A 22,706-nucleotide genomic window follows, 5' to 3' on the forward strand; every position below is an offset into this window, starting at 1 on the left:
TCTGGAACATCGACTCCTTCGACCAGTGGGGCGTCGAACTCGGCAAGGTCCTCGCCAAACGCGTCGAACCCGCACTCACCGAAGGCACCGAGGTCCCCGGTCTCGACCCGTCCACCACCGCTCTCGTCGCCGCCTATCGCACGCTCAAGAACGATCAGAAAGAAGTGTGAACTGATATGCAGATCGGACTCATCGGTCTTGGCAAGATGGGCGGCAACATGCGCGAGCGCATCCGCCGCGCGGGCCACACCGTCATCGGCTACGACCGCGACCCCGCGCTCTCCGACGTGAAAACCCTCGCGGAGATGGTCGAGCGACTCGACGCCCCCCGCACGGTGTGGGTGATGGTCCCGGCCGGACACCCCACCCAGTCGGTCATCGACGAACTGGGCGACCTGCTGTCCGCCGGGGACACGGTGGTCGACGGCGGCAACTCCCGCTGGACCGACGACGAGAAGCACGCGGCCCAGCTCACCATCAAGGGCATCGGCTTCGTCGACGCGGGCGTCTCCGGCGGCGTCTGGGGCCTGCAGAACGGCTACGCCCTGATGGTCGGCGGCGACAAGGAGCACGTCGAGCGGCTCCAGCCGATCTTCGACGCGCTCAAGCCAGAGGGCCCGTACGGCTACGTCCACGCGGGCCGGGTCGGCGCCGGGCACTTCTCCAAGATGGTCCACAACGGCATCGAGTACGCGATGATGCAGGCCTACGCCGAGGGCTGGGAGCTGCTGGAGAAGGTCAACTCCGTCGACAACGTACGCGAGGTGTTCCGCTCCTGGCAGGACGGCACCGTCATCCGTTCCTGGCTGCTCGACCTCGCGGTCAACGCCCTGGACAAGGACGAGCACCTGGAGAAGCTGAAGGGCTTCGCGCAGGACTCCGGTGAGGGCCGCTGGACCGTCGAGGCCGCCATCGACAACTCGGTCCCGCTGCCGGCGATCACCGCCGCGCTCTTCGCGCGCTTCGCCTCGCGTCAGGACGACTCGCCGCAGATGAAGATGATCGCGGCGCTGCGCAACCAGTTCGGCGGGCACGCCGTCGAGTCGGCGAAGGAGTGACCGGCCGTGGGGGACCTCATCCTGGTCCGCCACGGTGAGACGGAGTGGAGTCTGACGGGACAGCACACCAGCTGGACCGACCTGCCGCTGACCCGGCACGGCGAGGAACAGGCCAAGTCCCTCGCTCCGCTCCTCTCGGGCCGGACCTACGCGCTCACCCTCACCAGTCCGCTCGCCCGCGCGATCCGCACCGCCGAACTCGCGGGCCTGACCGGGACGGTGCCCGATCCCGAGCTGCACGAGTGGGACTACGGCGGCTACGAGGGCATCACCACCGACGAGATCCACCGCGACCGCCCGGACTGGGACCTGTGGACGGACGGCGTGCCGCCCGGCCCCCACGGGCATCCCGGCGAGTCGCCCGAGGAGGCGGGACGGCGGGCCGACCGGGTGCTCTCCCGTGTCGAGGCCGCCCTCGCCCGGGACGCCGGCGATGTGGTGCTCGTCGCCCATGCCCACTTCCTGCGGGTGCTCACCGCCCGCCGGCTGGGCCTGCCGCCTGCCGAGGGCCGCCTGTTCCAGTTGGCCACCGGCGCCGTGAGCCGGCTGTCCCTGGAGCACGGGCGGCCCGTGGTCACGGAGTGGAACAGGACGGTCTGACCGTCCCGGCCCGGGTCACCCGCCGTGACCCGGGCCGCAGTGGTACAGCGGGGACGTACGGCCGGGTGCGCCGTAGGCGGCCGGCGGGACGGGCGAGCAGTGGGCGACGGTCCAGCGGGCCAGCGCGCCCGCCGGGGTCTGTGCGGCGCGGGTGCCCGCCACCGTGTCGGAGCGGCGCAGCAGGACGTAGTGCAGCCGGCCGGAGTCGATCAGCCCGCTCAGGTCCCGCGTGGTCGGGAACGGGACGCGTCCGGTGAAACCGCCGGCGGGGAGCACCGACGCGTCGGCCGCGATGATGTACGGAGCGGCGGTCGTCCAGGCGGGCACGGCCGCCAGGTACCGGGCGCCGTCGCGGTGCGCGGTGAGATAGGCCAGCAGACGCTGCCGGGCCGGGGTCAGCGTCGACAGCGCCGTACCGGTGCGGACGCTGCTGGGGCCGACCCGGCCGAAGGCGCCGGGCTGGTTGTAGCGCAGCGACAGCGCCGAGGCCGACCAGACGGCGGGTATGAGCAGGACCGCGGCGAGCCCGGCGGCCAGGCCGACCGTGCCGGTGCGCCGCGTGGGCCGTATGCCGGTCAGGACCGGCCCGGTCAGGCAGAGGACGACGGCGACGGGCACCGACCAGCCGAAGAACCGCGGGTAGCGCAGGGTGAGGACCGCGCACCAGGCGACGTTGACGACGATCACCGCGGGCAGGACCCACGCCCGGCGGCCTCCGGCCCGGCACGCCCGCCACCCCTGGACGACGCCGGCGCCGGCCAGCGCCGACAGGGCCACCGCGACCACACCCAGGTAGTAGGTGTGGCCGGTGACACTGCCGAAGCTGAACACCACGAAGAAGGTGGCCAGCCAGACCCCCCAGAGCAGATGGCCGGCGAGCAGCCGGTCCGTGCGCGGTGCGCGTCGGCGCCACAGCGCCGCGAGGCCGCCGACGAGGCCGAGGGCCGCCAGCGGGTACAGCCAGCCGCTCTGGGTGGCGAGTCCGGGGCTGAACATCTTCCACACGCTGTCGCCCATGCCGGGCGCGGCGCCGCCCGGTTGTGCCGCGCCGCCGGTGACGATGCTGCCGGTGCCGGCCGCGTCGATGCCGACCAGGTGGAAGCGGGTCAGGAAGTTGTAGCCGACGACCATGCCGGACGCCGAGTTGTCGGTGGTGCCGTCGAGGTAGGGGCGGGACCCGGGCGGGGTGAGGGTCGCCGCCAGCATCCACGACAGGGACACCGCGGCCGTCACCGCGCCGGCCAGGGCCAGATGGCCGATCCGGCGGCGGCGGGTGGTGGGGGCGGCGACCAGGTAGGTCACGGCGAGTGCGGGCAGCACCGCCCATGCCTCCAGCATCTTGCACTGGAAGGCCACGCCCGCCCAGACGCCCGCGAGCAGCAGGGTGCGCGGCCGGGCTCGTTCGGTCGCGCGCTGGGTGGCCTCGGCGGCGAGGAGCAGCAGCAGGACGAACGGCGCGTCCTCGACCACCGACCGCCCCACGCCCACGGTCACCGGGGTGAGCGTGAGGAAGGCAGCCGCCGCGAGAGCCGCGGGCACCCCGGCCCAGCGGCGCACCAGCAGGTGGAGCAGGAGCACGCAGGCCACCCCCTCGACGGCCTGCGGCAGCACCAGCGCCCACGCGTGGAAACCGAAGACCATCGCCGACAGGGCCTGCGGCCACAGGAATCCGGGCAGCTTGTCGAGGGTGATGGAGCCCGCGGGGTCGAAGGCGCCGTAGAGGAAGGCGACCGGGCTGCCGGTCATGCTGCGCACCGCGCTCGCGTAGAAGGCGTGGTAGGCGCTGTGGTCGATGCCCCAGAGAAAGAGCAGGGCGGCGAGCGCGGTTATGCCCAGCAGGACCGGGCGCTCGTAGTGGTCGGCGCGGTTCCGCACCGCTGCCCGGGGCGGTGGCCAACCCGTACGGACCACGGCGCGCGGTTCGCTGACGACGCTCGGCATGAACGGCTCTCGATCGTGGGGGGGGGGACGGCCGGAACGAATGGGGTCCGGAATGCGGGGCGGCATTCCGGACTTTGTCGAGTATCAGTTCACCAACCTGTACAGAACCTGAACAAGGCGCCGGTCTCACCGGCCTCTCACCCCGTCCACACCGGGTCCATGACCGGTGCGGGGGGGCGGCTTGGACCCTTCGCCGGTGCGGGACCGCACGGCGTACCGCGCCGCCGTCCGGGCGAGGCCGGATCAGTCCCTCGTCCGCTCCGCGGCGAGGTAGGCGATCACCATGTCGGCGAGCAGGGCGCGGTGGCGCTCGCGCCGGACCGGGTCGGCCGGGTCGTGGGCGGACAGTGGTCCGTATCCGGGCCGGCCCGCGACCCGGAGGAAGCAGAACGCACGGATCATCGCGTACACGTCGACGGCATCGGCGCCGGCTCTGAACACACCCCGTGCCCGGCCCGCCGCCAGGATCCGGCGGATCGCGTCGAGGGCCGGGGAGTCCGTGGTCGCCGGTCGTTCGGAAGCGGCGCTGCGGCCGGCCCCGTGGCCGGGGTCGATGCTGACCAACCGGATGAGGTCCGGGTGCTGTTCGTGCTGGTCGAAGGTCAGCTGGGCCAGCCGCCGGACGGCCGCGACCGGATCGAGGTGCGCGACGTCGAGTCGCTGCTCGGCCACGCGGATCATCCCGTGCGCCCGCTCCAGTACGGCCGTGAACAGCTGCTCCTTGCCGCCGAAGAAGTAGTAGATCATCCGCTTCGTGGTGCGGGTGCGGGCGGCGATCTCGTCGATCCGGGCCCCTGCGTAGCCGGCCCGGGCGAACTCCTGTGTCGCCGCGTCCAGGATCTCGGCCCGGGTGCGGTCGGCGTCACGGCCCCGCCCGCTCCGTCCTGCCGGTACGCCGCCGCTCGCCATCGGGATCCTCCGGACGGTAGGGCCAGTGCCGCAGATTCCAGGAGGCCGGCCCGCCCGGCCACCGGACTTCGTCACCGCCCGGTGTGACGACGGCCCGACGGTCGGTCACGTCGTCGCCGCGTCATGGCCCGACGGTCGGTCCCGGGGACGCCGCGTCAGCGGTTCGACCAGTCCCGGCGGCACAGCACCAGCCGGTACCCGTCCGGGTCCTCGACGGTGACGCCCCACTCGTTCCAGTAGGGGTTGGGCGAAAGGACCCGCCGTCCGCCGTGCGCCTCCAGCGCGGCGATCAGCTCCTCCGGGACGGCCCCGTCGGCGTACACGACGAGAAGGTCCTCCTCGGTGGGGCGGGGATCGACGGGGCGCGCGGGCTCGTGGACCAGTTCCAGGTGCCAGTCGGCGTCCGGCCAGCCGAGCATGAGCAGGTCGTGCTCGCCCGGCTCGGGTCCGCCCTCGGCCCGCCACAGAACGCTCAGTCCGAGCCCGGCGGTCCAGAACCGCTCGGCCGCCGCCAGGTCCCGGGACGGCCGGGCGACACGGATGTGGCTGCGTCCGTTGACGGGCATCGGGACCTCTTCTTCCTGGTTCTCCGTGACGGCCTCTGCCGGCGAGCTGCCGGGCGGGCCCAGGAAATGGACGACCGGCGAGCCATCGGCCAACGGATCCTGCGCCTTCGTCGTAGACAGTACGTCCTGGACGGTCCGGCAGCGCCCCGGACGGGCGCGGGGTACCGCGCGACCAGCCGCCGTGCCGCCGTGTGCGCACGACGGTGTCGGCTCGGTCCGGCCGACGCGGCGCCCGTGCCGCGGACGGGTGACGGTGTCAGGACGTGGGTGGCACGGCCGCGTCGAGGAAGGGGCCCAGTTCCCGGGCCACGGTCGTCAGGGGCGCCACGTCGCGTTCGGCCCGGGCCAGCAGGATCGCCCCTTCCAACGCGCTGATCATCACGGTGGCCAGGGCGGCGGCCCGTTCGGCGGGCACCCCCAGATCGGCCAGGGCGGCGGCGAGCGGGGTCCGCCAGGCCGCGAACGCGGCAGCGGTCGCGGCACGGGTGGACGTGCCCGCCGCCGCGCAGTCCACGGTGGCCGCGGCGACCGGACAGCCCCGGTCGAAGCCGCTGGTGCCGTACTCGTCGGTCCACTGCCGCACCATCGCGGCGAACAACCCGCTCGGCGTCGCCCGCTCCTGCTCGGCGAGGAAGCGCGCGATCCGGTTGCCCGCGTACCGTCCGGCCCAGTCCACGGCCTCGTTGACGAGTTGTTCCTTGCCGCCCGGGAAGTAGTGCTGGAGCGATCCGCGCGGCGCCTGCGCGTGGGCGGCCACCTCGCGCATGCCCGTCGCGGTGACCCCGTCGCGCCGGATGAGCTGAGCCGCGCTGAAGACCATCCGCTCCCGCGGTCCCCTCCGGGACACCGCCATCGTCGACCTCCCGGCGTGCTGTGCCTCGCTGCCCGGCCCAGCCTATGACCACCGTCATAGCACCCGCTACTATGACCGCTGTCATAGTCGCTTCGGGGGCGGAGGGTGGTCCTCACGTGCACGTCGGATTCATCGGACTCGGAGTGATGGGGCAGCCCATGGCGCTGCGCCTGGCGGCAGCGGGCACCCCGCTCGTGGTCTGGAACCGCAGCGCCGGCCGCACCGAGCCGCTGCGCGCGGCCGGCGCCGAGGTGGCCCCGGACCCCGACGGCGTGTTCGCACGGTCGGACGTGGTGATCCTGATGCTCGCCGACGACACGGCGATCGACGCGGTGCTGGACCGCGGCGGCCCGCGGTTCGCGGCCCGCGTCGCCGGGCGCGTCGTCGTACACATGGGCACGACCTCCCCCGAGTACTCGCGGGCGCTGGAGGCCGACGTCCGCGCGGCGGGCGGCCGTTACGCCGAGGCGCCGGTCTCCGGCTCCCGGGTGCCCGCCGAGCAGGGCCGGCTGGTGGCCATGCTGGCCGGGGAGGAGGCGACCGTGGCCCAGGTACGGCCGCTGCTGGCGCCGATGTGCCAGGAGGTGTTCGTGTGCGGTCCGGCACCGCACGCCCTGCTGATGAAGCTCTCGGTGAACCTCTTCCTCATCACCCTGGTGACCGGGCTGACCGAGGCGTTCCACTTCGCCGAACGGCAGGGCCTGGACCGGCGGCTGTTCCTCGACGTGCTCGACGCGGGCCCGATGGCCAGCGGGGTCTCCCGGATGAAGGCGCCCAAGCTGGAGGAGCGGGACTTCGCGGTACAGGCGGCGGCCCTGGACGTGCTGAAGAACAACCGCCTGATCGCGGCGGCGGCCCGCACGGCGGGGCTGGCCTCGCCGTTGCTCGACGCCTGCCACCGCCTGTTCGAGGAGACCGTGGCCCACGGGTACGGTGGCGAGGACATGGTCGCCGTGCTACGGGCCATCGAGGCACGCACCGAGACAGCCGCCACCGAGGTTCCCGCGGCACGCCTGTGAGGGGTGCGGGGACCCGCGCGACCGCACACAGCACCGCCGTGGCGGACCGGCGGCGCGTCCTGGCGGCACCCTCGCACCCCGTCCGGTGCGGCGCTCAGCGCCGCGGAATCCCGTAGGCCCGTTCGATGCGCAACCGCAGCACCAGACGTCGGTCGCGGACCATGGCCGCCCGGAAGTCGTCCCAGTCGGGGTGCTCGCCCAGGACGTCGCGGTAGAGGCGGACCAGTTCCCCGACCGTCTCGTCGTGCGGGTCCCGGGCCACCGGGGAGAGGTCGGCCGTGCCCTCGGCCACCGTGTACGCCCACCGGTCGGCGCTGGTGACGTGGTACGAGGCCCGCGGGTCGCGGCGCAGATTGCGGGTCTTGGCGCGGTCGTCCGTGATCGACACACGGATGACGCGCTCCTTCGGGTCGTAGGCGTGGCTCACGTTCGACAGCTGGGGGCGGCCGTCGTGCTTGAGCGTGACCAGCACTCCGCCGTGACCGTCGCAGAGCAGTTCCAGCAGTGCGTCCTGTGTCGCGTCCTCAGTCATGCAAGGATCAACCGGGCGGCCGTGCCCGGGCATTCCCCCGTGACGGCGCGTCGCGTCGATCAGGGCCGGGGACGGGCGCACCAGCCCCCGTTCCCCGCGCCACGATGTGGTCCAGCGGGGTCCGCGGCCGTCCCGGCGGGGTGCGCCGGACCGCACCGCGTACCGCCCGACCGGAGGAGAGCGATGCCACAGCTGCGACAGGAAGCCGACCCGGACGAGGCGGGTCTCGATCCGAAGGCGCTGGACCGCCTCGACCAGTACCTCGCGCATCACGTCGACGAGGGCCGGCTGCCCGGCTACCTGCTGGCCGTGGCCCGCGGCGGGCGCATCGCCCGTCTCACGGCGCACGGCCATCGCGACCGGGCCGCCGGGCTGCCGGTCGAGGCGGACACCCTGTGGCGGTTCTACTCGATGACCAAGCCGGTCACCGCGCTCGCCGTGCTGCTCCTGGCGGAGGAGGGCCGGCTGTCCCTGGACGACCCGCTCGACCGCCATCTGCCGGCCTTCGCGAACCCTCGGGTGTACGTGGGCGGCTCCGGCACCGAGGTCACCACCCGCCCGGCGGACGGCCCCGTCCTGATCCGGCACCTGCTGACCCACACGGCGGGCCTGACCTTCGCTTTCTACCACTCCCACCCCGTCGATGCCCTCTACCGCGCCGCCGGTCTTGAGTCGTCCGTGCCGCCCGGCGCGGATCTCGCCGAGACGACGGACGTGTACGCCGGACTGCCGCTCCAGTTCGAACCGGGCACCCGGTGGAACTACTCCGTGGCCTCCAATGTGTTGGGCCGGGTCGTCGAGGTGGCCTCCGGACAGCCGCTCGACGCGTTCTTCGCCGAGCGGATCTTCCGTCCGCTCGGCATGCCGGACGCCGGGTTCCACGTCGTGCCCGAACAGGCCGAACGGCTCGCCGAGTTGTACGGGGAGACCGAGGACGGCGGCATCGAGCCGGTCCCGGGACTGCCGCTGCACGGCCGTCCCCGTTTCCTGTCCGGCAGCGGGGGCATGGTGGCCACGGCGTACGACTACCACCGGTTCGCCGAACTGCTGCGCCGGGGCGGCGAGTTGGACGGCGTCCGGCTGCTGCGGCGGCAGACGGTGGCGCTGATGACGCGCAACCACCTCCCCGGCGGCGCCGACCTGCGTACCTTCGGCACCCCCGCCCACCAGGAGTCCGGCAACGACGGGATCGGCTTCGGCCTGGGCGTCTCGGTGGTGATCGACCCGGACCGCGCTTCCGTCCCGGCCGGACTCGGCACCTACGGCTGGAGCGGGGCGGCGACCACGACCTTCTGGGTCGACCCCGGCCGTGACCTCACCGTGCAGTTCCTGACCCAGGTGCGACCGCGGGCGCTGAAGGTGATCCCCGAGGTGAAGCGGCTGGTGCACGAGGCGGTCGTGGGCTGACCCGCTCCGGCCGGATCGGGCCGGGTGTCAGGACCAGTGCGCCACCGCGTCCAGATGGGGCAGGCGATGGTCCAGGCGTGCCCGCTTCGTCCGCAGGTAGGTGATGTTGTTCTCGCACGGCGGGATCAGCACCGGCACCTCCTCGGCGACCCGGATGCCGTACCGCAGCAGCGACTCCCGTTTGCGCGGGTTGTTGGACATGAGGCGTACGGAGACGACGCCCAGGTCGTGCAGGATCCCGGCGGCCACGCCGTAGTCGCGGGCGTCGGCCGGCAACCCCTGGACGAGGTTCGCCTCGACGGTGTCCAGGCCCTGCGCCTGCAGGGCCATGGCGCGCAGCTTGGCGAGCAGTCCGATGCCCCGGCCCTCGTGCCCCCTCAGGTAGACGACGACGCCGCTGCCCTCGGCGGCCACCGCACGCAGCGCGAAGGCGAGTTGGTCGCCGCACTCGCAGTGCCGGGAACCGAACACGTCGCCGGTGAGGCACTCCGAGTGCAGCCGGGTCAGGACACCCTCGCTGCCGAGGTCGCCGTGCACGAGCGCGATCTGCTCGTCACCGCGGTCGTGGTCCAGGTAGCCGATGGCCTGGAATTCCCCGTACGCGGTGTGCAGCGGCGCATTCACGACACGTTCCACGCCGGAACGCGATGCGGGATTCTCGCCGAGTACCCCGTTGTTTTCTGTCATGATCTGATTCCTAAGCAGAGACGAAAGGCCGGGAAAAGATGACTGGTTCGGGTGCGCGTGCGGTGGCACACGGTCTGGTGCCCGCGGACACCACGGAGGACGTACGGGCCCGCGGGGCGGGCCTGCCGGTCCGGGTCGCCGTGCTTCCCGTCGGGAGCTACGAGCAGCACGGTCCGTTCCTGCCGCTGGCGACCGACACGCTGGTCGCCTGTGCCGTCGCGCGGGAGATCGCCGCGGCGTACCCGGTGCACCTCCTCCCGCCGGTGACGGTGTCCTGCTCGCACGAGCACGCGGCCTGGCCGGGGACGGTCAGCATCTCCGCGGTGACCCTGCACGCGGTGGTGCGGGACATCGCCGGGTCGCTGCGCCGCTCGGGCGTGGACGCGCTCGCCGTGGTCAACGGCCACGGCGGCAACTACGTACTGGGCAACGTGGTCCAGGAGTCCTCCGCGCGCGGGGAACGGATGGCCCTGTTCCCGGCCCCGGAGGACTGGGAGACCGCCCGGGAGCGGGCCGGGGTGCGCACCTCGCTGCTCACCGACATGCACGCGGGGGAAATAGAGACCTCCATTCTGCTGCACACCGATCCCGAATTGGTCCGCCCTGGATACGAGTCCGCCGATTTCACCGCGGACGACCGCCGCCGACTGCTCAGCACGGGAATGTCCGCCTATACCGAATCGGGGGTCATCGGCCGTCCTTCCCTGGGGTCCGCGGAAAAAGGGAAGAATCTGCTGATGAGCCTCGCGGAATCCTTTGCGGAGTATTTCGCCCTGCTCACCGGCGAGGCGGGAGGGATCCCGGGGGCAGGGGCCGGGACGGCGGGCGGGGCGGAGCCTGCGGGAGGGACCGGGCCGGCGGCGGGGTCCGGAAGGGCGTGAGCAACGGACGGGGACGGGAACACGGCGTCGGCGGGCGGCGGTTCGACCGCCCGCCGGCGCGGCTGGAACCCCGGGCGGCGGCGGACGATCAGCACAGCGAGGCCCGGGAGGCCGGCCGCGAGGCCCAGCACCCCGTAGACGGCGGCCGTGGCCAGCCCGTCGTCCGTACCCAGACCGGCGGCGCCGAACGCCCAGGCGGTGACGCCCTCCCGGGGTCCGAAGCCACCGATGTTGAGGGGCAGGCCCATGGCGAGCAGGGCGAGGACGGCGAGCGGCAGCAGCACCCTGACCGGCGCCGTCGAGCCCGCGACCCGGGCCGCCACCAGGAACATCGCGAGGTGTCCGGCCAGCACGACCACCGAGGACAGGGCGATGCCCGGCCAGGTGGCACGGGAGAGCAGCGCCTCGCGGGCCTCGGCGAGCAGAAGGCGCGGGGCGCCGCGGCGCCGGGAGCCGACCCGGTTCATCCGGACGGCGAGGACCACGGCACATCCGCCCACCGCGGCGAGGACCAGCGGCGGGGCGAAGTCCCGGACGCCGTGCGGGACCGGGGACGGCAGGGTGAACAGCACCACCGTACCGAGAACGGCGAGCGCCACCTGACCCGCGGCCCGTTCCAGCACGACCGAGCGGACGCCACGGCCGACGTCCCCGGCGCGGCGTCCGTGCCGGACGGCCCGGTGCACGTCGCCGAGGACTCCGCCGGGCAGGGCCGCGTTCAGGAACAGCGCGCGGTAGTAGTCGGCGACGGCCGGGGCCAGCAGCAGCCGGATCCGCAGTCCCCGGGCCACCAGCTGCCAACGCCACGCGCTGCACACGGTGGTGACGGCGCCGATGCCGACGGCGGCCAGGAGGGTCCCGGCGTCGATCCGGCGCAGCCCGTCCAGGAACACACCGGTACCGAGCCGCCACAGCAGCACCCCGAGGACGCCGGCGCCGGCCACGGCGCCGAGCCGGCCGCGCACCGCACCCCACGAGCCGCGGGGACGGGCCGGAGCGCCATCGGGCACGCCGTCGGCCGGGCACGGCGGCGGGGGCGGCGACTGGGCGTCCGGTGTACGCGGCTGCACGGCGTCCGTCCCGCCGGGCAGCGCGGACGGACGAGCCGTCGGCTCGGCGCGCGCCGTGCGCGCGGTCATGCGTCCCGCCCCGTCGGCCGGACCAGCGCGAGCAGGTCGCTGTGGTCGACGACGACGCGCAACCCACCCGCCGCGCACGCCGCCAGACGGTCCGCCAGGTACCGGCCGGCGGGCTCCGCCAGGCCGGGACGCTGTTCGACCGCCGCGCCCACCCAGCCGCGCAGCCACTGCGCGGTCAGCGCGGACTGCTCGGGGCCCAGCCGCCAGGGGCTGGGACGCACTCGCACCGCCGCCCCGCGGCCGGCGAACGCCTCGCAGGTCACGGCGGTGGCGTCCGGGCCGAGCAGACCCGTGCGCCGCTGGTGGTCGTCGAACGCCTCCGCGATCTCGGCGTCCAGCGGGTCGGCGGGGGTGAGCCGGACCCGTCCGGCGACCGTGAGGGTCAGCAGTGCAGGGCAGCCCACTGCCACGCAGACGTCGGCGAGCCTCTCGGCCTCCGCGCGGGTGAGCACGTCGAGCAGCGCGGAAGCCGTCACCAGCGAGGCCCCGGCCAGGGCGGCCGGGGTCAGCCGGGCCAGGTCGCCGCGTCGCGTCTCCACGGTGACCCGGCTGCCGTCGGCGGCGGCCCGCGGGGCGCCGGCGGCGGCGGGGCGCAGCAGGGAGGGGTCGCGGTCGTGCAGGATCCAGTGCTGGGCGCCGTTGAGGCGGGGTGCCAGCCAGCGGCCCATGGACCCGGTGCCGCAGCCCAGGTCGTGCACCACCAGTCCGTCGGGCCGCCCCGGCTGATCGGCGAGGCGGATCCGCAGCGGGTCGAGCAGCGCGGCGGACCGGGCCGCGGCGTCGGCCGCTTCGCGCAGCCCGAGCCATTCGGGTGCGTACCGCGGCGGCTCCGCGGGTCCGGCGCCGGGCGGAGACACCGTGGACCGCTGCGCCGGCCGCGGCGCGGGGCCCGCGCCGGTGAGCACGGACCGCTCGTCCTCCGCGGGCCCGGGGAGTGCTCCCGGCCGGCCTGACTCCACCGGGCCGGCCGTCCCCGCCGTCGCTCCCCCGCCCGGTACGTCCCGGGCTCCAGGCCGTTCGGGGATGTTCCCGGCCTGCGGGGTCGTCCTCCGGTTCATGCCGTCCTCCGGGGTTCGTCCGAGAGCCGTTGCAGGACTCCGGCGACGCGGTGGGCCGTGGTGGCCCAGCCGTCGAGCGCGGCCCGGCGGCCTCGGGCCGCGGCCTTGAGGCGCCGGCGTACGGCGGGCTCGCCGAACCAGTGGCGCAGTGCGGCGGCGAACGCGGCGGGGTCCGCCGACGGGACGAGGATGCCGGGCACCTCCCCGTCGGGGGCGCGGCCGACCGCCTCGGGCAGTCCGCCGACGTCCGTCGCGAGCACCGGGACGCCCCGGGCGAGCGCTTCGGTCACCGCCATGCCGTACGTCTCGGCGTACGAGGTGAGGACCAGCAGGTCGGCGGCGGCGTAACGGGCGTCGAGGCCGGCGCCGGTGCGCGGGCCCGCCAGACGCAGGCGGTCGGCCAGGCCGTACCGCTCGATCAGGGTCCGGAGGCGGGCGACGTACGCGGGGTCCTGGCCGAGGCCGCCGACGCACACGCAGGTCCACGGCAGGTCGCGGGCCGCGGCCAGCGCCTCCACCAGCCGGTGCTGGCCCTTGCGGGGAGTCACCGCGGCCACGCACAGCAGGTGCGAGACCCCGTCGGTGCCGGTGGCGAGGGGCGCGAGGTCGGCGCCGGGGACGGCGACGTGCACCCGTTCGGGGGCGAGGCCGTGGTGGGCGACGAGACGGCGGACCGCCCACTCGCTGGTCGCGATCACCGCGGGCACCGCGCGGAGCACGGCGCGCTCCCCGGCGTCCAGGCCGGCGGCCACGGACGGGGCCAGGCCCGTCTCGTCCCCGAGCGGCAGATGGACGAGGACCGCGAGGCGCAGCCGCGTCGCCTCGGGGACCACGGTCTCCGGTACCCCGCAGGCCACCAGCCCGTCGAGCAGGACCACCGAGCCGTCGGGCAACTCCCCCAGGCGGCGGGTCAGTTCGGCGCGGGCGGCGGGGCCGGGGCGGGGCCAGCGGCCCGCGACGGCGTGCCTGACGACCTGCCGGCCGAAGCCGGGCAGGTCCCGACACAGGCGCCGGTCGTAGGCGTTGCCGCCGCTGGGCGCGGCCGGGTCGTCGACGCCGCCCGGCAGGACGAAGTGCACGGTGCGCAGGGACATGGGGACGATCCCGGTCCTCCTCGGGGCCGTGCGCCGTGCGGGCCCGCGGGGCGGGGCCGGCGTCCGGCCGGTGGTCGTGCCGGTCACCGCTCACGCTCGGTGCTCGCCCGGCCGGCGTGCGACTCGCGCAGGGTGGCCAGGACGTCCGCCAGGGCCTCGGCGCCCTCGCCGAGCGCGCCCCGGTGGACGCGTCCGGCCTCGCCGCGGAAGCGGTGGGCGATCATGAGGCGATCGCGGACGGTGGTGCTGGACAAGGGACGATCCTCCAGGTGCGGCGTGTCTGGTTCCCCCCGCCGTTGCCTGCCGGGGGATGCCGTGCGGCACGTAGTACGGCTCCTGGCGTCCCCGTGTTCAGTCCGTACCCTCCCCGCGCTCGGGTCAGGCGTACCGGACCCGGTGGCACAGGGCCGCGAGTTCACCCGTGGCGAGCCGTGGCATCACCTCGGGCAGTTCCTCGAACGTGCTCTCTCCGGTGATGAGCGCGTCCAGGGCGGGATCGGCGAGCAGGTCGAGGGCGAGGGCCATCCGGTCGGCGTGGCTGCGGCTCGCGCGGCGGGCCGGGGAGACCGCACCGACCTGGCTGGCGCGGACGGTGAGCCGCCGGGAATGGAACGCCTCGCCGAGCGGCAGGGTGACGCGCCGGTCGCCGTACCAGCTCAGTTCGAGGACCGTGCCCTCGGCGGCGAGCAGGCCGAGTGAGCGGACCAGGCCCTGCTCGTCGGCGCTCGCGTGGACGACCAGGTCGCAGTCGCCGAGGGCGTCCTCGGGCGCGGCGAAGCCGACGCCCAGGGCCCGGGCGGTCGCGGCCCGCGCCGGGTCGGAGTCCACGAGCTGGAGCCGAATGCCGGGGAAACGGGCCAGCAGGGCGGCCACCGAGCAGCCGACCATGCCGCCGCCGACCACCGCGATCCGGTCGCCGATGAGGGGCCTTGCGTCCCACAGGGCGTTGACGGCGGTCTCCACGGTGCCGGCGAGGACGGCCCGTGCGGCGGGCACCGTGTCCGGCACGGGGGTGACGGCGCTCACCGGAACGACGTAACGGCTCTGGTGCGGATACAGGCAGAACACCGTACGTCCGGTCAGGCCGTCCGGGCCCTCCTCCACCACGCCCACGTTGAGGTAGCCGTACTTCACCGGGCCGGGGAACTCACCGTCCTGGAACGGCGCCCGCATCACAGTGTGCTGGCTCTCCGGGACGCCGCCGCGGAACACCAGGGTCTCGGTGCCGCGGCTGACTCCCGAGTAGAGCGTGCGCACCAGGACCTCGCCCCGGGCGGGCTCGGGGACGGTGAGGTCACGCAGTTCGCCGTGGCCCGGCGAGCTGAGCCAGAACGCGCGCGCGGACCGGTTCATCGGCATCCTCCTGAACGATCGGGACGTTGTTCACGTACCGGGATGTGCACAGGCCGCGCACAGTACGCGGCACTGATCGACTCTGTCATTCGTCACTCGGCCGGAGGATGCGCGGTGGCCCTGAACGACACGTACGACGCCCGTCCGGTCCAGCAGGAGACGGCCGTGGGAGCGGGGGGGCAGATCCTGCTGCTGGTCCTGCTGGGTAAGGCGTTCGGCATGGGCCCGGCGGGCTGGCTGACCGGGGTGGCGTTCGCCTTGGCGACCTGGGCGGCGCTGTCGCGGGCGCTGCACCGCCGCAGGCTGCGCTCCTTCGGCCCGGCCAACCGGGTCACCCTGGCCCGGACCACGCTGGTCGGCGGGGTGACGGCGCTGGTCGCGGACTCCTTCGAGAGCGCACCGCCGCTCACCCTGCTGGTCGGTCTCACGGCGGTGGCGCTGCTCCTGGACGGCGTGGACGGCAAGGTCGCCCGCCGCACCGGCACGTCGACCGAGCTGGGGGCCCGCTTCGACATGGAGGTCGACGCGTTCCTGATCCTGGTGCTGAGCGTGTACGTGTCGGCGCGGCTGGGTGTGTGGGTGCTGCTGATCGGCGGCATGCGCTACGCGTTCGTGGCGGCGGCCCGCCCGGCCCCCTGGCTGAACGCCCCCCTCCCCCCGTCCTTCGCCCGCAAGACGGTCGCCGCGCTGCAAGGCGTCTGCCTCCTGCTGGCGGCATCCCGTCTGCTGCCGCCCGCCGGGGACTTCGCCGTCGTACTCCTGGCGCTGGTCTCGCTGGTGTGGTCGTTCGGCCGGGACGTGGCGTGGCTGTGGCGGACGTCGCGGATCCCCGCCCCGGCCGTCCCCACCGGGGAGGGACGGGAGCCGTCCGGGGTGCGGTGAGCGGGGCGGCGGAGGGAGGGCCCGGCCGTCCGCCGGGCCCTCCCCCCGGGGTCAGGGCTTCTGTTCCACCCGCACCCAGTCCACCTCCGCCTGGACTCCCCCGGCGGCGATCCGGTCGGCGCTCGACTGCGGCAGCCCCCAGTACGGAGTCGTCACCTTGTTCCAGCCCGCCGGATACGCCCCGCCCAGGGCGAGGTTGAGGATCACGTACTGGTTGTGGTCGTAGACCCACTGGCCCCGGGTGGACTCCAGGACGTTGCGCGTCGTCTCCTGGACCAGGCGGTCGTCCACGAAGAAGCGCATGGCCGTCGGTGTCCACTCCACCGCGTAGGTGTGCCACTGGTCGGCCGTGCCGCCGGCCGGGTACGTCTGGCGGGCGCCGATGTTGCCGTCAGCGGAGTAGCCGGGGCCGTGCAGGGCGGTGCTCGTCCAGTCCGGGTAGCCGATGTTCTCCATGATGTCGGTCTCGCCGGAGGCGGGCCAGGAGACGGACGGGTCGTCGACGTTGCTGCCGAGCAGCCAGAACGCGGGCCAGAAGCCGTCGCCCACGGGAAGTTTCATGCGGGCGCTGACCCGGCCGTAGGTGAAGTCGAACTTGGTGTTGGTGTCGATGCGGCCCGAGGTGAAGTCGTAGGTGCCGCCGCCCGCCTGGGTGCAGCCCTTGCAGTACTTCGCCCGCAGGATCAGCTCGCCGTTCTCCGTGCGGAGGGTGTCGGGCGAGTCGACGTACGCCTGCGACTCGCCGTTGACCGGTCCCATCTCGGTGCCGGTGCGCACCACGCGCCACTTGGAGCGGTCCAGTGCCGTGCCGGTGAAGTCGTCGAAGAACGTGGTCCGGTAGGTGCCCGGCGGATCGGCGGGCAGGGCGGGGTAGGCCGCCGTCGCGCTGCCGCCGGTGCCCCAGACCTGGAATTCGTAGAGGGAGTAGCCGAACTGGGCGGTGTAGGGGGCGGGGTTGTAGAACGAGCGGCGTTCCGTGCCGAGCACGCGGACGTAGCGGGCGGTCACCGGGGCGGACAGGGTCACGGTGTCCTGCCGGCCGGCCGCGTCGCCGGGTGCCTTGACGTCGGCGCGGCGAGCGGCGACGTCGGCCGCCGACGGCTGGTACACGGTGCGCCAGGTGCGGTTGTCGTCGGAGACCTGGAGCCGGTAGTCGACGGCGTAGGCCGCCTCCCAGTAGAGGTCCACGGAGGAGACGGTCGCGGGGGCGCCGAGGTCCACGGAGACCCAGCGGTCGGCGTTCCAGTCGCTGGCCCAGCGGCTGGTGTCGCCCTTCAGGCCGGCGGGCCAGCCGCCGTCCGTGACGAACGCGGGTGAGTTGCCCGCGTGCTGGTAGTAGTTGGAGTACGCGGGGTGGTTCAGGGCGAGGTTGGTGCGGGTCGTCGACGCGGGGGCCGGTTCGCCGCCGTAGACCTTGAGGGAGTAGAGCGAGTAGCCGTAGGGCGTGGCGCGTTCGATGCCGCGCATGCGGATGTAGCGGCCGGTCACCTCCTGCGGGTAGGTGTGCGCGGTGACCGATCCTCCGGTGCCGGCGGTCTCGGTGTAGAAGGGGGTCCAGTCGGTGCCGTTGCGGGACGCCTCCAGGACGTATCTCCTGCCGTACGCGGCCTCCCAGTCCAGGACCACCCGGTCGACGCGGATCGTCGTGCCGAGATCGACCCTGATCCAGGCGTCGTCGGCGAAGTTGCTGGACCAGCGGGTCGTGCCGTCGCCGTCGAGGGCGAGGCCGGGGGCGGTGCCGGCGTTCTCGCTGCCGGAGGCGGTGACCGCGGCCGGGTTCGCGGCGTAGGCGGTGGCCGCGCGGTCGGTGTCCCAGGCCACCGCGTTGACGGCGGCGGAGGCGGGTGCGGCGAGCGCCGGGCCGGTGGCCGCCAGCACTCCGGCGGCGAGGACGGTCAGGAGGGTGCGCGGGATCCGGGATGGCATGCGGCTCTCCTTCGAAGAGGGGGATCAGTTGCGTTTTGGTGCGTTCATGACATGCAAGAGGTTCATGGCACAGACATACCGGGGTGCAACTGGCCTGCGGCCGCCGGCGGTGGGCGCGGGCTCCCGCGCCCGCGCCCACCGTCCGGGCCGGGCTCAGGCGGCCCGGCGTGCCCGGCTGCGGTGCCGGCGGACGATGTCCGCGTACCGGTCGCCGGTGCCCTTCATGGTGCGCACCTGGGTGCGGTAGTCCACGTGGACCAGCCCGAAGCGCTTGTCGTAGCCGTACGCCCACTCGAAGTTGTCGAGCAGCGACCAGGCGAAGTAGCCGGCCAGCGGGGCGCCCTTGCGGGCCGCGGAGGCGCAGGCCGCGAGGTGCTCCACCAGGTACTCCTGGCGCTCGGGGTCGTCGACGGTGCCGTCCGGGCGGACCACGTCCGGGTAGGCGCTGCCGTTCTCGGTGACGTAGATCCGGCGGGCCCCGTACTCGTGGGTGAGGCGCAGCAGCAGCGTCTCGATGCCGCTCGCGTCGATCTCCCAGTCCATGCCGGTGCGCGGGACGCCCAGACGGCGCACGGAACGGGCGCGGGGCGCGGGGCCGGCCGGGTCGTCGGCGACGTATGCCGGGAAGTAGTAGTTGAGGCCCAGCCAGTCCAGCGGTGCCGCGATCGTCTCCAGGTCGCCGGGACGCTCGGGGAGGTCGACGCCGTACACCTCGCGCATGTCGGCCGGGAAGCCGCGGCCGTGGATCGGGTCCAGCCACCAGCGGTTGACGTGCCCGTCCTGGCGGCGGGCGGCCGCCTCGTCCTCGGGGCGTTCGGTGGCGGGGTGCACGGTGGAGAGGTTGTTGACGATGCCGACCTCGGCGTCCGGCACGGCGGCGCGGATGGCCTGGACCGCCAGGCCGTGGCCGAGGAGCAGGTGGTAGGAGGCGCGGACCGCGGCGGTCAGGTCGGTCAGGCCGGGGGCCATCTTGCCCTCCAGGTGCCCGATCCAGGCGGAGCAGGAGGGCTCGTTGAGGGTGGTCCACAGGCGGACGCGGTCGCCGAGCCGGCCGGCCACGGCCGAGGCGTACGCCGCGAAGTGCTCGGCGGTCTCCCGCTCGGCCCAGCCGCCGCGGTCCTGGAGGACCTGCGGGAGGTCCCAGTGGTAGAGGGTGACGGACGGGGTGATGTCCGCCGCCAGCAGGGCGTCGATCAGTTCGTCGTAGAAGGCGAGGCCCTTGGGATTGACCGGGCCGTCGCCGCCCGGCACCACGCGCGGCCAGGCGACCGACAGCCGGTAGGCGTTGGTGCCGAGCCGGCGCATCAGCTCGATGTCCTCGCGCCAGCGGTGGTAGTGGTCGCAGGCGACGTCGCCGGTGTCGCCGTTCTCGATCTTGCCGGGGGTGTGCGAGAAGGTGTCCCAGATCGATGGGGAGCGGCCGTCCTCGGCCACCGCTCCCTCGATCTGGTAGGCCGCGGTGGCCGTGCCCCACAGGAAGTCGTGCGGAAGCGCGGCGAGGTCGATACGGTCGGACACGGAAGACCTTTCAGAAGGGGCGGAGTTGCCGGGCGAGGGGTGTGTCACTTGACGGCTCCCGCCGTGAGCCCGGCGACGAGATAGCGCTGGAGCAGCAGGAAGCCGGCCACCACGGGCACGCTGACGACGAGCGACGCCGCCATGATCTGGTTCCAGTACACGTCGTTGAGCGTGGAGTAGCCCTGGAGTCCGACGGCGAGGGTGCGGGTGGCCTCGTTGGTCATCACCGAGGCGAACAGCACTTCGCCCCAGGCCGTCATGAAGGCGTACACGGCGACCGCGACGATGCCGGGGATCGCGGCCGGCACGACCACCCGCAGCAGCGCGCCGAGCGGTCCGCAGCCGTCCACCAGCGCAGCCTCGTCGAGGTCGCGCGGCACCGAGTCGAAGTACCCGATGAGCATCCAGATGGAGAACGGCAGCGAGAAGGTGAGGTAGGTCAGGATCAGCCCGCCGCGCGAGCCGAACAGGGCGATGCCGGTGGCGTTGCCGATGTTGACGTAGATGAGGAACAGCGGCAGCAGGAAGAGGATGCCCGGGAACATCTGGGTCGACAGCACGGTCACCGTGAACACCCGCTTGCCGCGGAAGCTGTAGCGGCTGACGGCGTACGCGGCGAACACCGCGATCACCACCGAGCAGACGGTGGCCGAGCCCGCCACGATCAGTGAGTTCATGAAGTACTTCGCGAGCGGCACCGTCGACCAGATGTCGATGTACGGGCGGATCGTCAGGCCGCTGGGCAGCCAGCGGAACTTGCCGGTGACGTCGGCGAGCGGCTTCAGCGAGCTGGAGACCATGACGTACACCGGCACCAGGACGAAGCCGGTCAGCAGGGTGAGGAAGATCCGCCGGGACCACAGGAACGAGCGCGGCGGGGCCATCGGCGAGCTGGGGCTAGACATCGGCGGCCCTCCGTCCGCGCGAGGTGAGCAGGAGGTACACGCCCGTCACGACGAGCAGGAACAGGAGCAGCAGGACGGACATCGCGGAGCCGGTGCCGAAGTTCCAGGTGACGAACGACGCCTGGTAGATGTGGACCGAGATGAGGTCCGCGGCCTGCGGCGCCGCCTTGCCGAACAGCACGTACGGCGTGTTGAAGTCGTTGAACGTCCACAGGAACAGCACCAGGACCAGCACCTGGTTGACCGGGCGCAGCGACGGCAGGGTGATGCGGCGGATCTGCTGCCACATCCCGGCGCCGTCCAGCGCGGCGGCCTCGTACAGCTCCTTGGGGATGTTCTGCAGTCCGGCCATGACGATGAGGAAGGCGAACGGCCAGCCCTTCCACACCGAGACGGTCAGCAGGGCGTAGAAGCTGTTGTCGCCGATGAGCCAGAAGGACGGCTTGTCGGTGAGGTGCAGCTGGTCGTGCAGGACGTGGTTCACCAGCCCGTTGTCGTGCTGGAACATGAACACCCAGGTGATGACGGCGGCGTACACGGGCAGCGCGTACGGCACCAGGAACAGCGCCCGCAGCACCCCCCGGCCGCGGAAGGCGTCCTGCATGTAGACCGCGGCGGCGGTGCCGATCAGCCAGCACAGCGCGACCGAGAGCAGGGTGAAGGCGACGGTGACGAAGAAGGAGTGCAGCAGCGCCTTGCCGACGGGGGCGTCGAAGTCCACCGACATGCGGTAGTTGCCGAGACCGGACCAGGGGGCGGTGCTCCAGTCCCGGATGTAGAACTGGGTCAGTTCCTTGAAGCTCATCACGATGCCGATGACCATCGGCACCAGGTGGACCAGGAGTTCGAGCAGCAGGGCGGGCAGGAGCAGCAGGTACGGCAGTCCGATGCGGCGGATCCGCCCGGGGCGGCGCGGGCGGCGCGCCGCACCGGGTGGATCCTTGCGCACGGTCCGCCCGTCTGTCTCCGTCGGGACGGTGGCGGCGGTCATCGTGCTCAGGCCGCCGGCATCTGCTGCTGGGCCTTTTCGAGTGCGGCCTTCACCGACTCGGCGGTGACCGCGCGACCGCCCGCGGCGTCCGCGAACAGGTCCTTGACGGCCGTGCCGACCGCCGTCTCGAACTGCGACTCGGACGCGACCTGCGGCAGCGCGGCGGCGCTCTTGGCGAGGGTGTCCTTCAGCACGGAGTTCGACGGGGTGTTGAAGGCGGGGTCGCTCTGCGCGTTCTTGACCGGCGGGACGGAGGAGTACGCCTTGTTGAGGATCTTCTGTTCCTCGTCGCTGGTCATGAACTTCACGAAGTCGGTCGCGCCGTCGATGTTGTGGCTGTTGTTGAAGACGGCGATGTTGATGCCGGCGACCATCGAGTTGATCTGGGTGCCGGTGCCGGGAGCGCCGGACTGCACGGGCACGGGGGCTATGCCGTACTTGTCCTCGCTCATGCCCTGGGACTTGAGGTTGGCGGCGGCCGACTGCCACAGCAGCATCGCCTGCTTGCCCTTGGCGAAGTCGCTCACGGACTGGTTCTGCGCGTACTCGGCGTCGCCGGCCGGGATGACCTTGTCCTTGGCCATCAGGTCGATGTACTGCTGCACCGCGGCGACGATCTTGTCGTTGGTGAAGTCGGGCTTGCCGTCGGCGGTGAAGAAGTCGGCGCCGTGCTGCTTGGCGAAGACGAAGACGTGGTGGATGTTCTCGGAGACGTTCGCGCCCTCGGCGCCGAGGACCGACTTGCCCTTCGCCTGGATCTTCTTGCCGTCGGCGATCAGCTCGTCCCAGGTGGCCGGCGGCTTGTCGATGCCGGCCTCGGCGAAGATGTCCTTGTTGTAGTAGAGCGCGTACGCCATCGAGTACAGCGGCACCGCGGCCGGGTCCTTGCCGTTCGCGCCGGTGGAGCCGAGCGCCGAGTCGACGAAGCGGTCCTTGCCGCCGATCTTGTCGAAGTTCTTCGTGTCCCACGGCAGCAGCGCGCCGGTGGCCTGGAGCGAGGCGCTCCAGGTGTTGCCGATGTTGAGGACGTCCGGGCCCTGGCCCGAGGTGGTCGCGGTGAGGATCCGGTTGAGCAGGTCCGACCAGGGCACGACCTCCAGCTTCACCTTGATCCCGGACTGCTTCTCGAACTTGTCGAGTTCGGGCTGGAGGACCTGCTTGTCGATCGCGACGCTGGCGCCCTGGTTGGAGGCCCAGTAGGTGAGCGTCTTCGGTGAGTCGTCGGACCCGCCGCCGGACGAACCGCCTCCGCAAGCCGAGGCGGCCAGGGCGAGTGACATGGTGACGGCGCCTACGGCCGCGGCTCGGATGCTGCGCATGGCTCCTGGTGTCCCTTTCCGGGAGTCGAGAACCTGAGGACGGCCCGCGGGAAGGCGACACCCCGTTC

The 22,706-nt window shown here is 73.1% G+C and carries 22 protein-coding genes and 1 pseudogene; 7 read left to right on the forward strand and 16 right to left on the reverse strand.

The genetic code is table 11. The features are described 5' to 3' along the window. From ACFY2B_RS19685 to ACFY2B_RS19695, 3 genes are all read left to right on the forward strand, one after another. A partial coding sequence (locus ACFY2B_RS19685) for a hypothetical protein (protein ID WP_390764590.1) occupies positions 1–170 on the forward strand: 170 nt, incomplete at its 5' end. A 6-nt stretch (positions 171–176) separates the two neighbouring features. After that, on the forward strand, positions 177–1,058 hold the full coding sequence (gene gnd / locus ACFY2B_RS19690) for a phosphogluconate dehydrogenase (NAD(+)-dependent, decarboxylating) (protein ID WP_390764371.1): 882 nt from the start codon (positions 177–179) through the stop codon (positions 1,056–1,058). Between the two features lie 6 nt (positions 1,059–1,064). Next, positions 1,065–1,658: a histidine phosphatase family protein gene (locus tag ACFY2B_RS19695; RefSeq protein WP_390764372.1), complete on the forward strand. Its 594-nt coding sequence runs from the start codon at positions 1,065–1,067 to the stop codon at positions 1,656–1,658. Between the two features lie 15 nt (positions 1,659–1,673). Here the strand turns inward: ACFY2B_RS19695 and ACFY2B_RS19700 are convergent, their stop codons facing one another. The 4 genes from ACFY2B_RS19700 to ACFY2B_RS19715 all read right to left on the reverse strand — a co-directional run bounded on the left by ACFY2B_RS19700 (position 1,674) and on the right by ACFY2B_RS19715 (position 5,927). Next, positions 1,674–3,599: a glycosyltransferase family 39 protein gene (locus ACFY2B_RS19700; RefSeq protein ID WP_390764373.1), complete on the reverse strand. Its 1,926-nt coding sequence runs from the start codon at positions 3,597–3,599 to the stop codon at positions 1,674–1,676. A gap of 243 nt (positions 3,600–3,842) precedes the next feature. After that, positions 3,843–4,508: a TetR/AcrR family transcriptional regulator gene (locus tag ACFY2B_RS19705; RefSeq protein WP_390764374.1), complete on the reverse strand. Its 666-nt coding sequence runs from the start codon at positions 4,506–4,508 to the stop codon at positions 3,843–3,845. A gap of 155 nt (positions 4,509–4,663) precedes the next feature. After that, complete coding sequence (locus ACFY2B_RS19710; RefSeq protein WP_390764375.1) at positions 4,664–5,074, reverse strand: VOC family protein; 411 nt, start codon at positions 5,072–5,074, stop codon at positions 4,664–4,666. Between the two features lie 256 nt (positions 5,075–5,330). Beyond that, positions 5,331–5,927: a TetR/AcrR family transcriptional regulator gene (locus ACFY2B_RS19715; RefSeq protein WP_390764376.1), complete on the reverse strand. Its 597-nt coding sequence runs from the start codon at positions 5,925–5,927 to the stop codon at positions 5,331–5,333. Positions 5,928–6,043: 116 nt separating this feature from the next. Here ACFY2B_RS19715 and ACFY2B_RS19720 point away from each other — a divergent pair, with 116 nt between their 5' ends. Next, positions 6,044–6,946, forward strand: coding sequence for an NAD(P)-dependent oxidoreductase (locus ACFY2B_RS19720; protein WP_390764377.1), 903 nt, complete (start codon positions 6,044–6,046; stop codon positions 6,944–6,946). Between the two features lie 94 nt (positions 6,947–7,040). On the opposite strand, the gene ACFY2B_RS19725 is transcribed toward ACFY2B_RS19720, so the two are convergent. After that, complete coding sequence (locus tag ACFY2B_RS19725; RefSeq protein ID WP_390764378.1) at positions 7,041–7,478, reverse strand: TIGR03618 family F420-dependent PPOX class oxidoreductase; 438 nt, start codon at positions 7,476–7,478, stop codon at positions 7,041–7,043. A 183-nt stretch (positions 7,479–7,661) separates the two neighbouring features. On the opposite strand from ACFY2B_RS19725, the gene ACFY2B_RS19730 reads away from it, so the two are divergent. Further along, a complete protein-coding gene (locus ACFY2B_RS19730; RefSeq protein ID WP_390764379.1) occupies positions 7,662–8,885 on the forward strand; it encodes a serine hydrolase domain-containing protein in 1,224 nt (407 codons plus the stop codon). Between the two features lie 27 nt (positions 8,886–8,912). On the opposite strand, the gene ribA is transcribed toward ACFY2B_RS19730, so the two are convergent. Next, the gene (gene ribA, locus ACFY2B_RS19735; RefSeq protein ID WP_390764380.1) at positions 8,913–9,572 is read right to left on the reverse strand and encodes a GTP cyclohydrolase II; all 660 of its coding nucleotides are present in this window, start codon (positions 9,570–9,572) and stop codon (positions 8,913–8,915) included. A gap of 38 nt (positions 9,573–9,610) precedes the next feature. Between ribA and ACFY2B_RS19740 the strand changes: the two genes are divergently transcribed. Further along, a complete protein-coding gene (locus ACFY2B_RS19740; RefSeq protein ID WP_390764381.1) occupies positions 9,611–10,453 on the forward strand; it encodes a creatininase family protein in 843 nt (280 codons plus the stop codon). Between the two features lie 179 nt (positions 10,454–10,632). On the opposite strand, the pseudogene ACFY2B_RS19745 reads toward ACFY2B_RS19740, so the two are convergent. The 5 genes and pseudogenes from ACFY2B_RS19745 to ACFY2B_RS19765 all read right to left on the reverse strand — a co-directional run. Further along, positions 10,633–11,592, reverse strand: a pseudogene (locus ACFY2B_RS19745) (lysylphosphatidylglycerol synthase transmembrane domain-containing protein); the annotation flags it as partial. Beyond that, the gene (locus ACFY2B_RS19750; RefSeq protein ID WP_390764382.1) at positions 11,589–12,650 is read right to left on the reverse strand and encodes a methyltransferase domain-containing protein; all 1,062 of its coding nucleotides are present in this window, start codon (positions 12,648–12,650) and stop codon (positions 11,589–11,591) included. The pseudogene ACFY2B_RS19745 and the gene ACFY2B_RS19750, both read right to left, overlap by 4 nt. Beyond that, positions 12,647–13,831 carry a glycosyltransferase family 4 protein gene (locus ACFY2B_RS19755; protein ID WP_390764383.1) on the reverse strand — a complete coding sequence of 395 codons (1,185 nt, stop codon included), beginning with the start codon at positions 13,829–13,831 and terminating at the stop codon, positions 12,647–12,649. Before ACFY2B_RS19755 ends, ACFY2B_RS19750 begins: the two co-directional genes overlap by 4 nt. Next, on the reverse strand, positions 13,828–13,998 hold the full coding sequence (locus ACFY2B_RS19760) for a hypothetical protein (protein WP_390764384.1): 171 nt from the start codon (positions 13,996–13,998) through the stop codon (positions 13,828–13,830). The genes ACFY2B_RS19755 and ACFY2B_RS19760 overlap by 4 nt, the downstream gene beginning before the upstream one ends. Before the next feature lie 124 nt (positions 13,999–14,122). Then, the gene (locus ACFY2B_RS19765) at positions 14,123–15,097 is read right to left on the reverse strand and encodes a zinc-binding alcohol dehydrogenase (protein WP_390764385.1); all 975 of its coding nucleotides are present in this window, start codon (positions 15,095–15,097) and stop codon (positions 14,123–14,125) included. Positions 15,098–15,211: 114 nt separating this feature from the next. Between ACFY2B_RS19765 and ACFY2B_RS19770 the strand changes: the two genes are divergently transcribed. Continuing rightward, positions 15,212–15,979 (forward strand): CDP-alcohol phosphatidyltransferase family protein, encoded by a 768-nt coding sequence (locus tag ACFY2B_RS19770; RefSeq protein WP_390764386.1) that lies wholly within the window; start codon positions 15,212–15,214, stop codon positions 15,977–15,979. A gap of 51 nt (positions 15,980–16,030) precedes the next feature. Here the strand turns inward: ACFY2B_RS19770 and ACFY2B_RS19775 are convergent, their stop codons facing one another. The 5 genes from ACFY2B_RS19775 to ACFY2B_RS19795 form a co-directional block, all read right to left on the reverse strand. After that, positions 16,031–17,905 (reverse strand): discoidin domain-containing protein, encoded by a 1,875-nt coding sequence (locus ACFY2B_RS19775; protein WP_390764387.1) that lies wholly within the window; start codon positions 17,903–17,905, stop codon positions 16,031–16,033. A gap of 153 nt (positions 17,906–18,058) precedes the next feature. Then, a complete protein-coding gene (locus tag ACFY2B_RS19780; RefSeq protein ID WP_390764388.1) occupies positions 18,059–19,423 on the reverse strand; it encodes a GH1 family beta-glucosidase in 1,365 nt (454 codons plus the stop codon). A 44-nt stretch (positions 19,424–19,467) separates the two neighbouring features. Further along, on the reverse strand, positions 19,468–20,328 hold the full coding sequence (locus ACFY2B_RS19785; RefSeq protein ID WP_390764389.1) for a carbohydrate ABC transporter permease: 861 nt from the start codon (positions 20,326–20,328) through the stop codon (positions 19,468–19,470). Next, on the reverse strand, positions 20,321–21,319 hold the full coding sequence (locus ACFY2B_RS19790; RefSeq protein WP_376538245.1) for a carbohydrate ABC transporter permease: 999 nt from the start codon (positions 21,317–21,319) through the stop codon (positions 20,321–20,323). The genes ACFY2B_RS19785 and ACFY2B_RS19790 overlap by 8 nt, the downstream gene beginning before the upstream one ends. A gap of 5 nt (positions 21,320–21,324) precedes the next feature. Then, positions 21,325–22,638 carry an ABC transporter substrate-binding protein gene (locus ACFY2B_RS19795; protein ID WP_390764390.1) on the reverse strand — a complete coding sequence of 438 codons (1,314 nt, stop codon included), beginning with the start codon at positions 22,636–22,638 and terminating at the stop codon, positions 21,325–21,327. Positions 22,639–22,706: the final 68 nt, after the last annotated feature.

This window comes from Streptomyces sp. NPDC001270, from assembly GCF_042896695.1.
Taxonomy (GTDB): Bacteria; Actinomycetota; Actinomycetes; order Streptomycetales; family Streptomycetaceae; genus Streptomyces.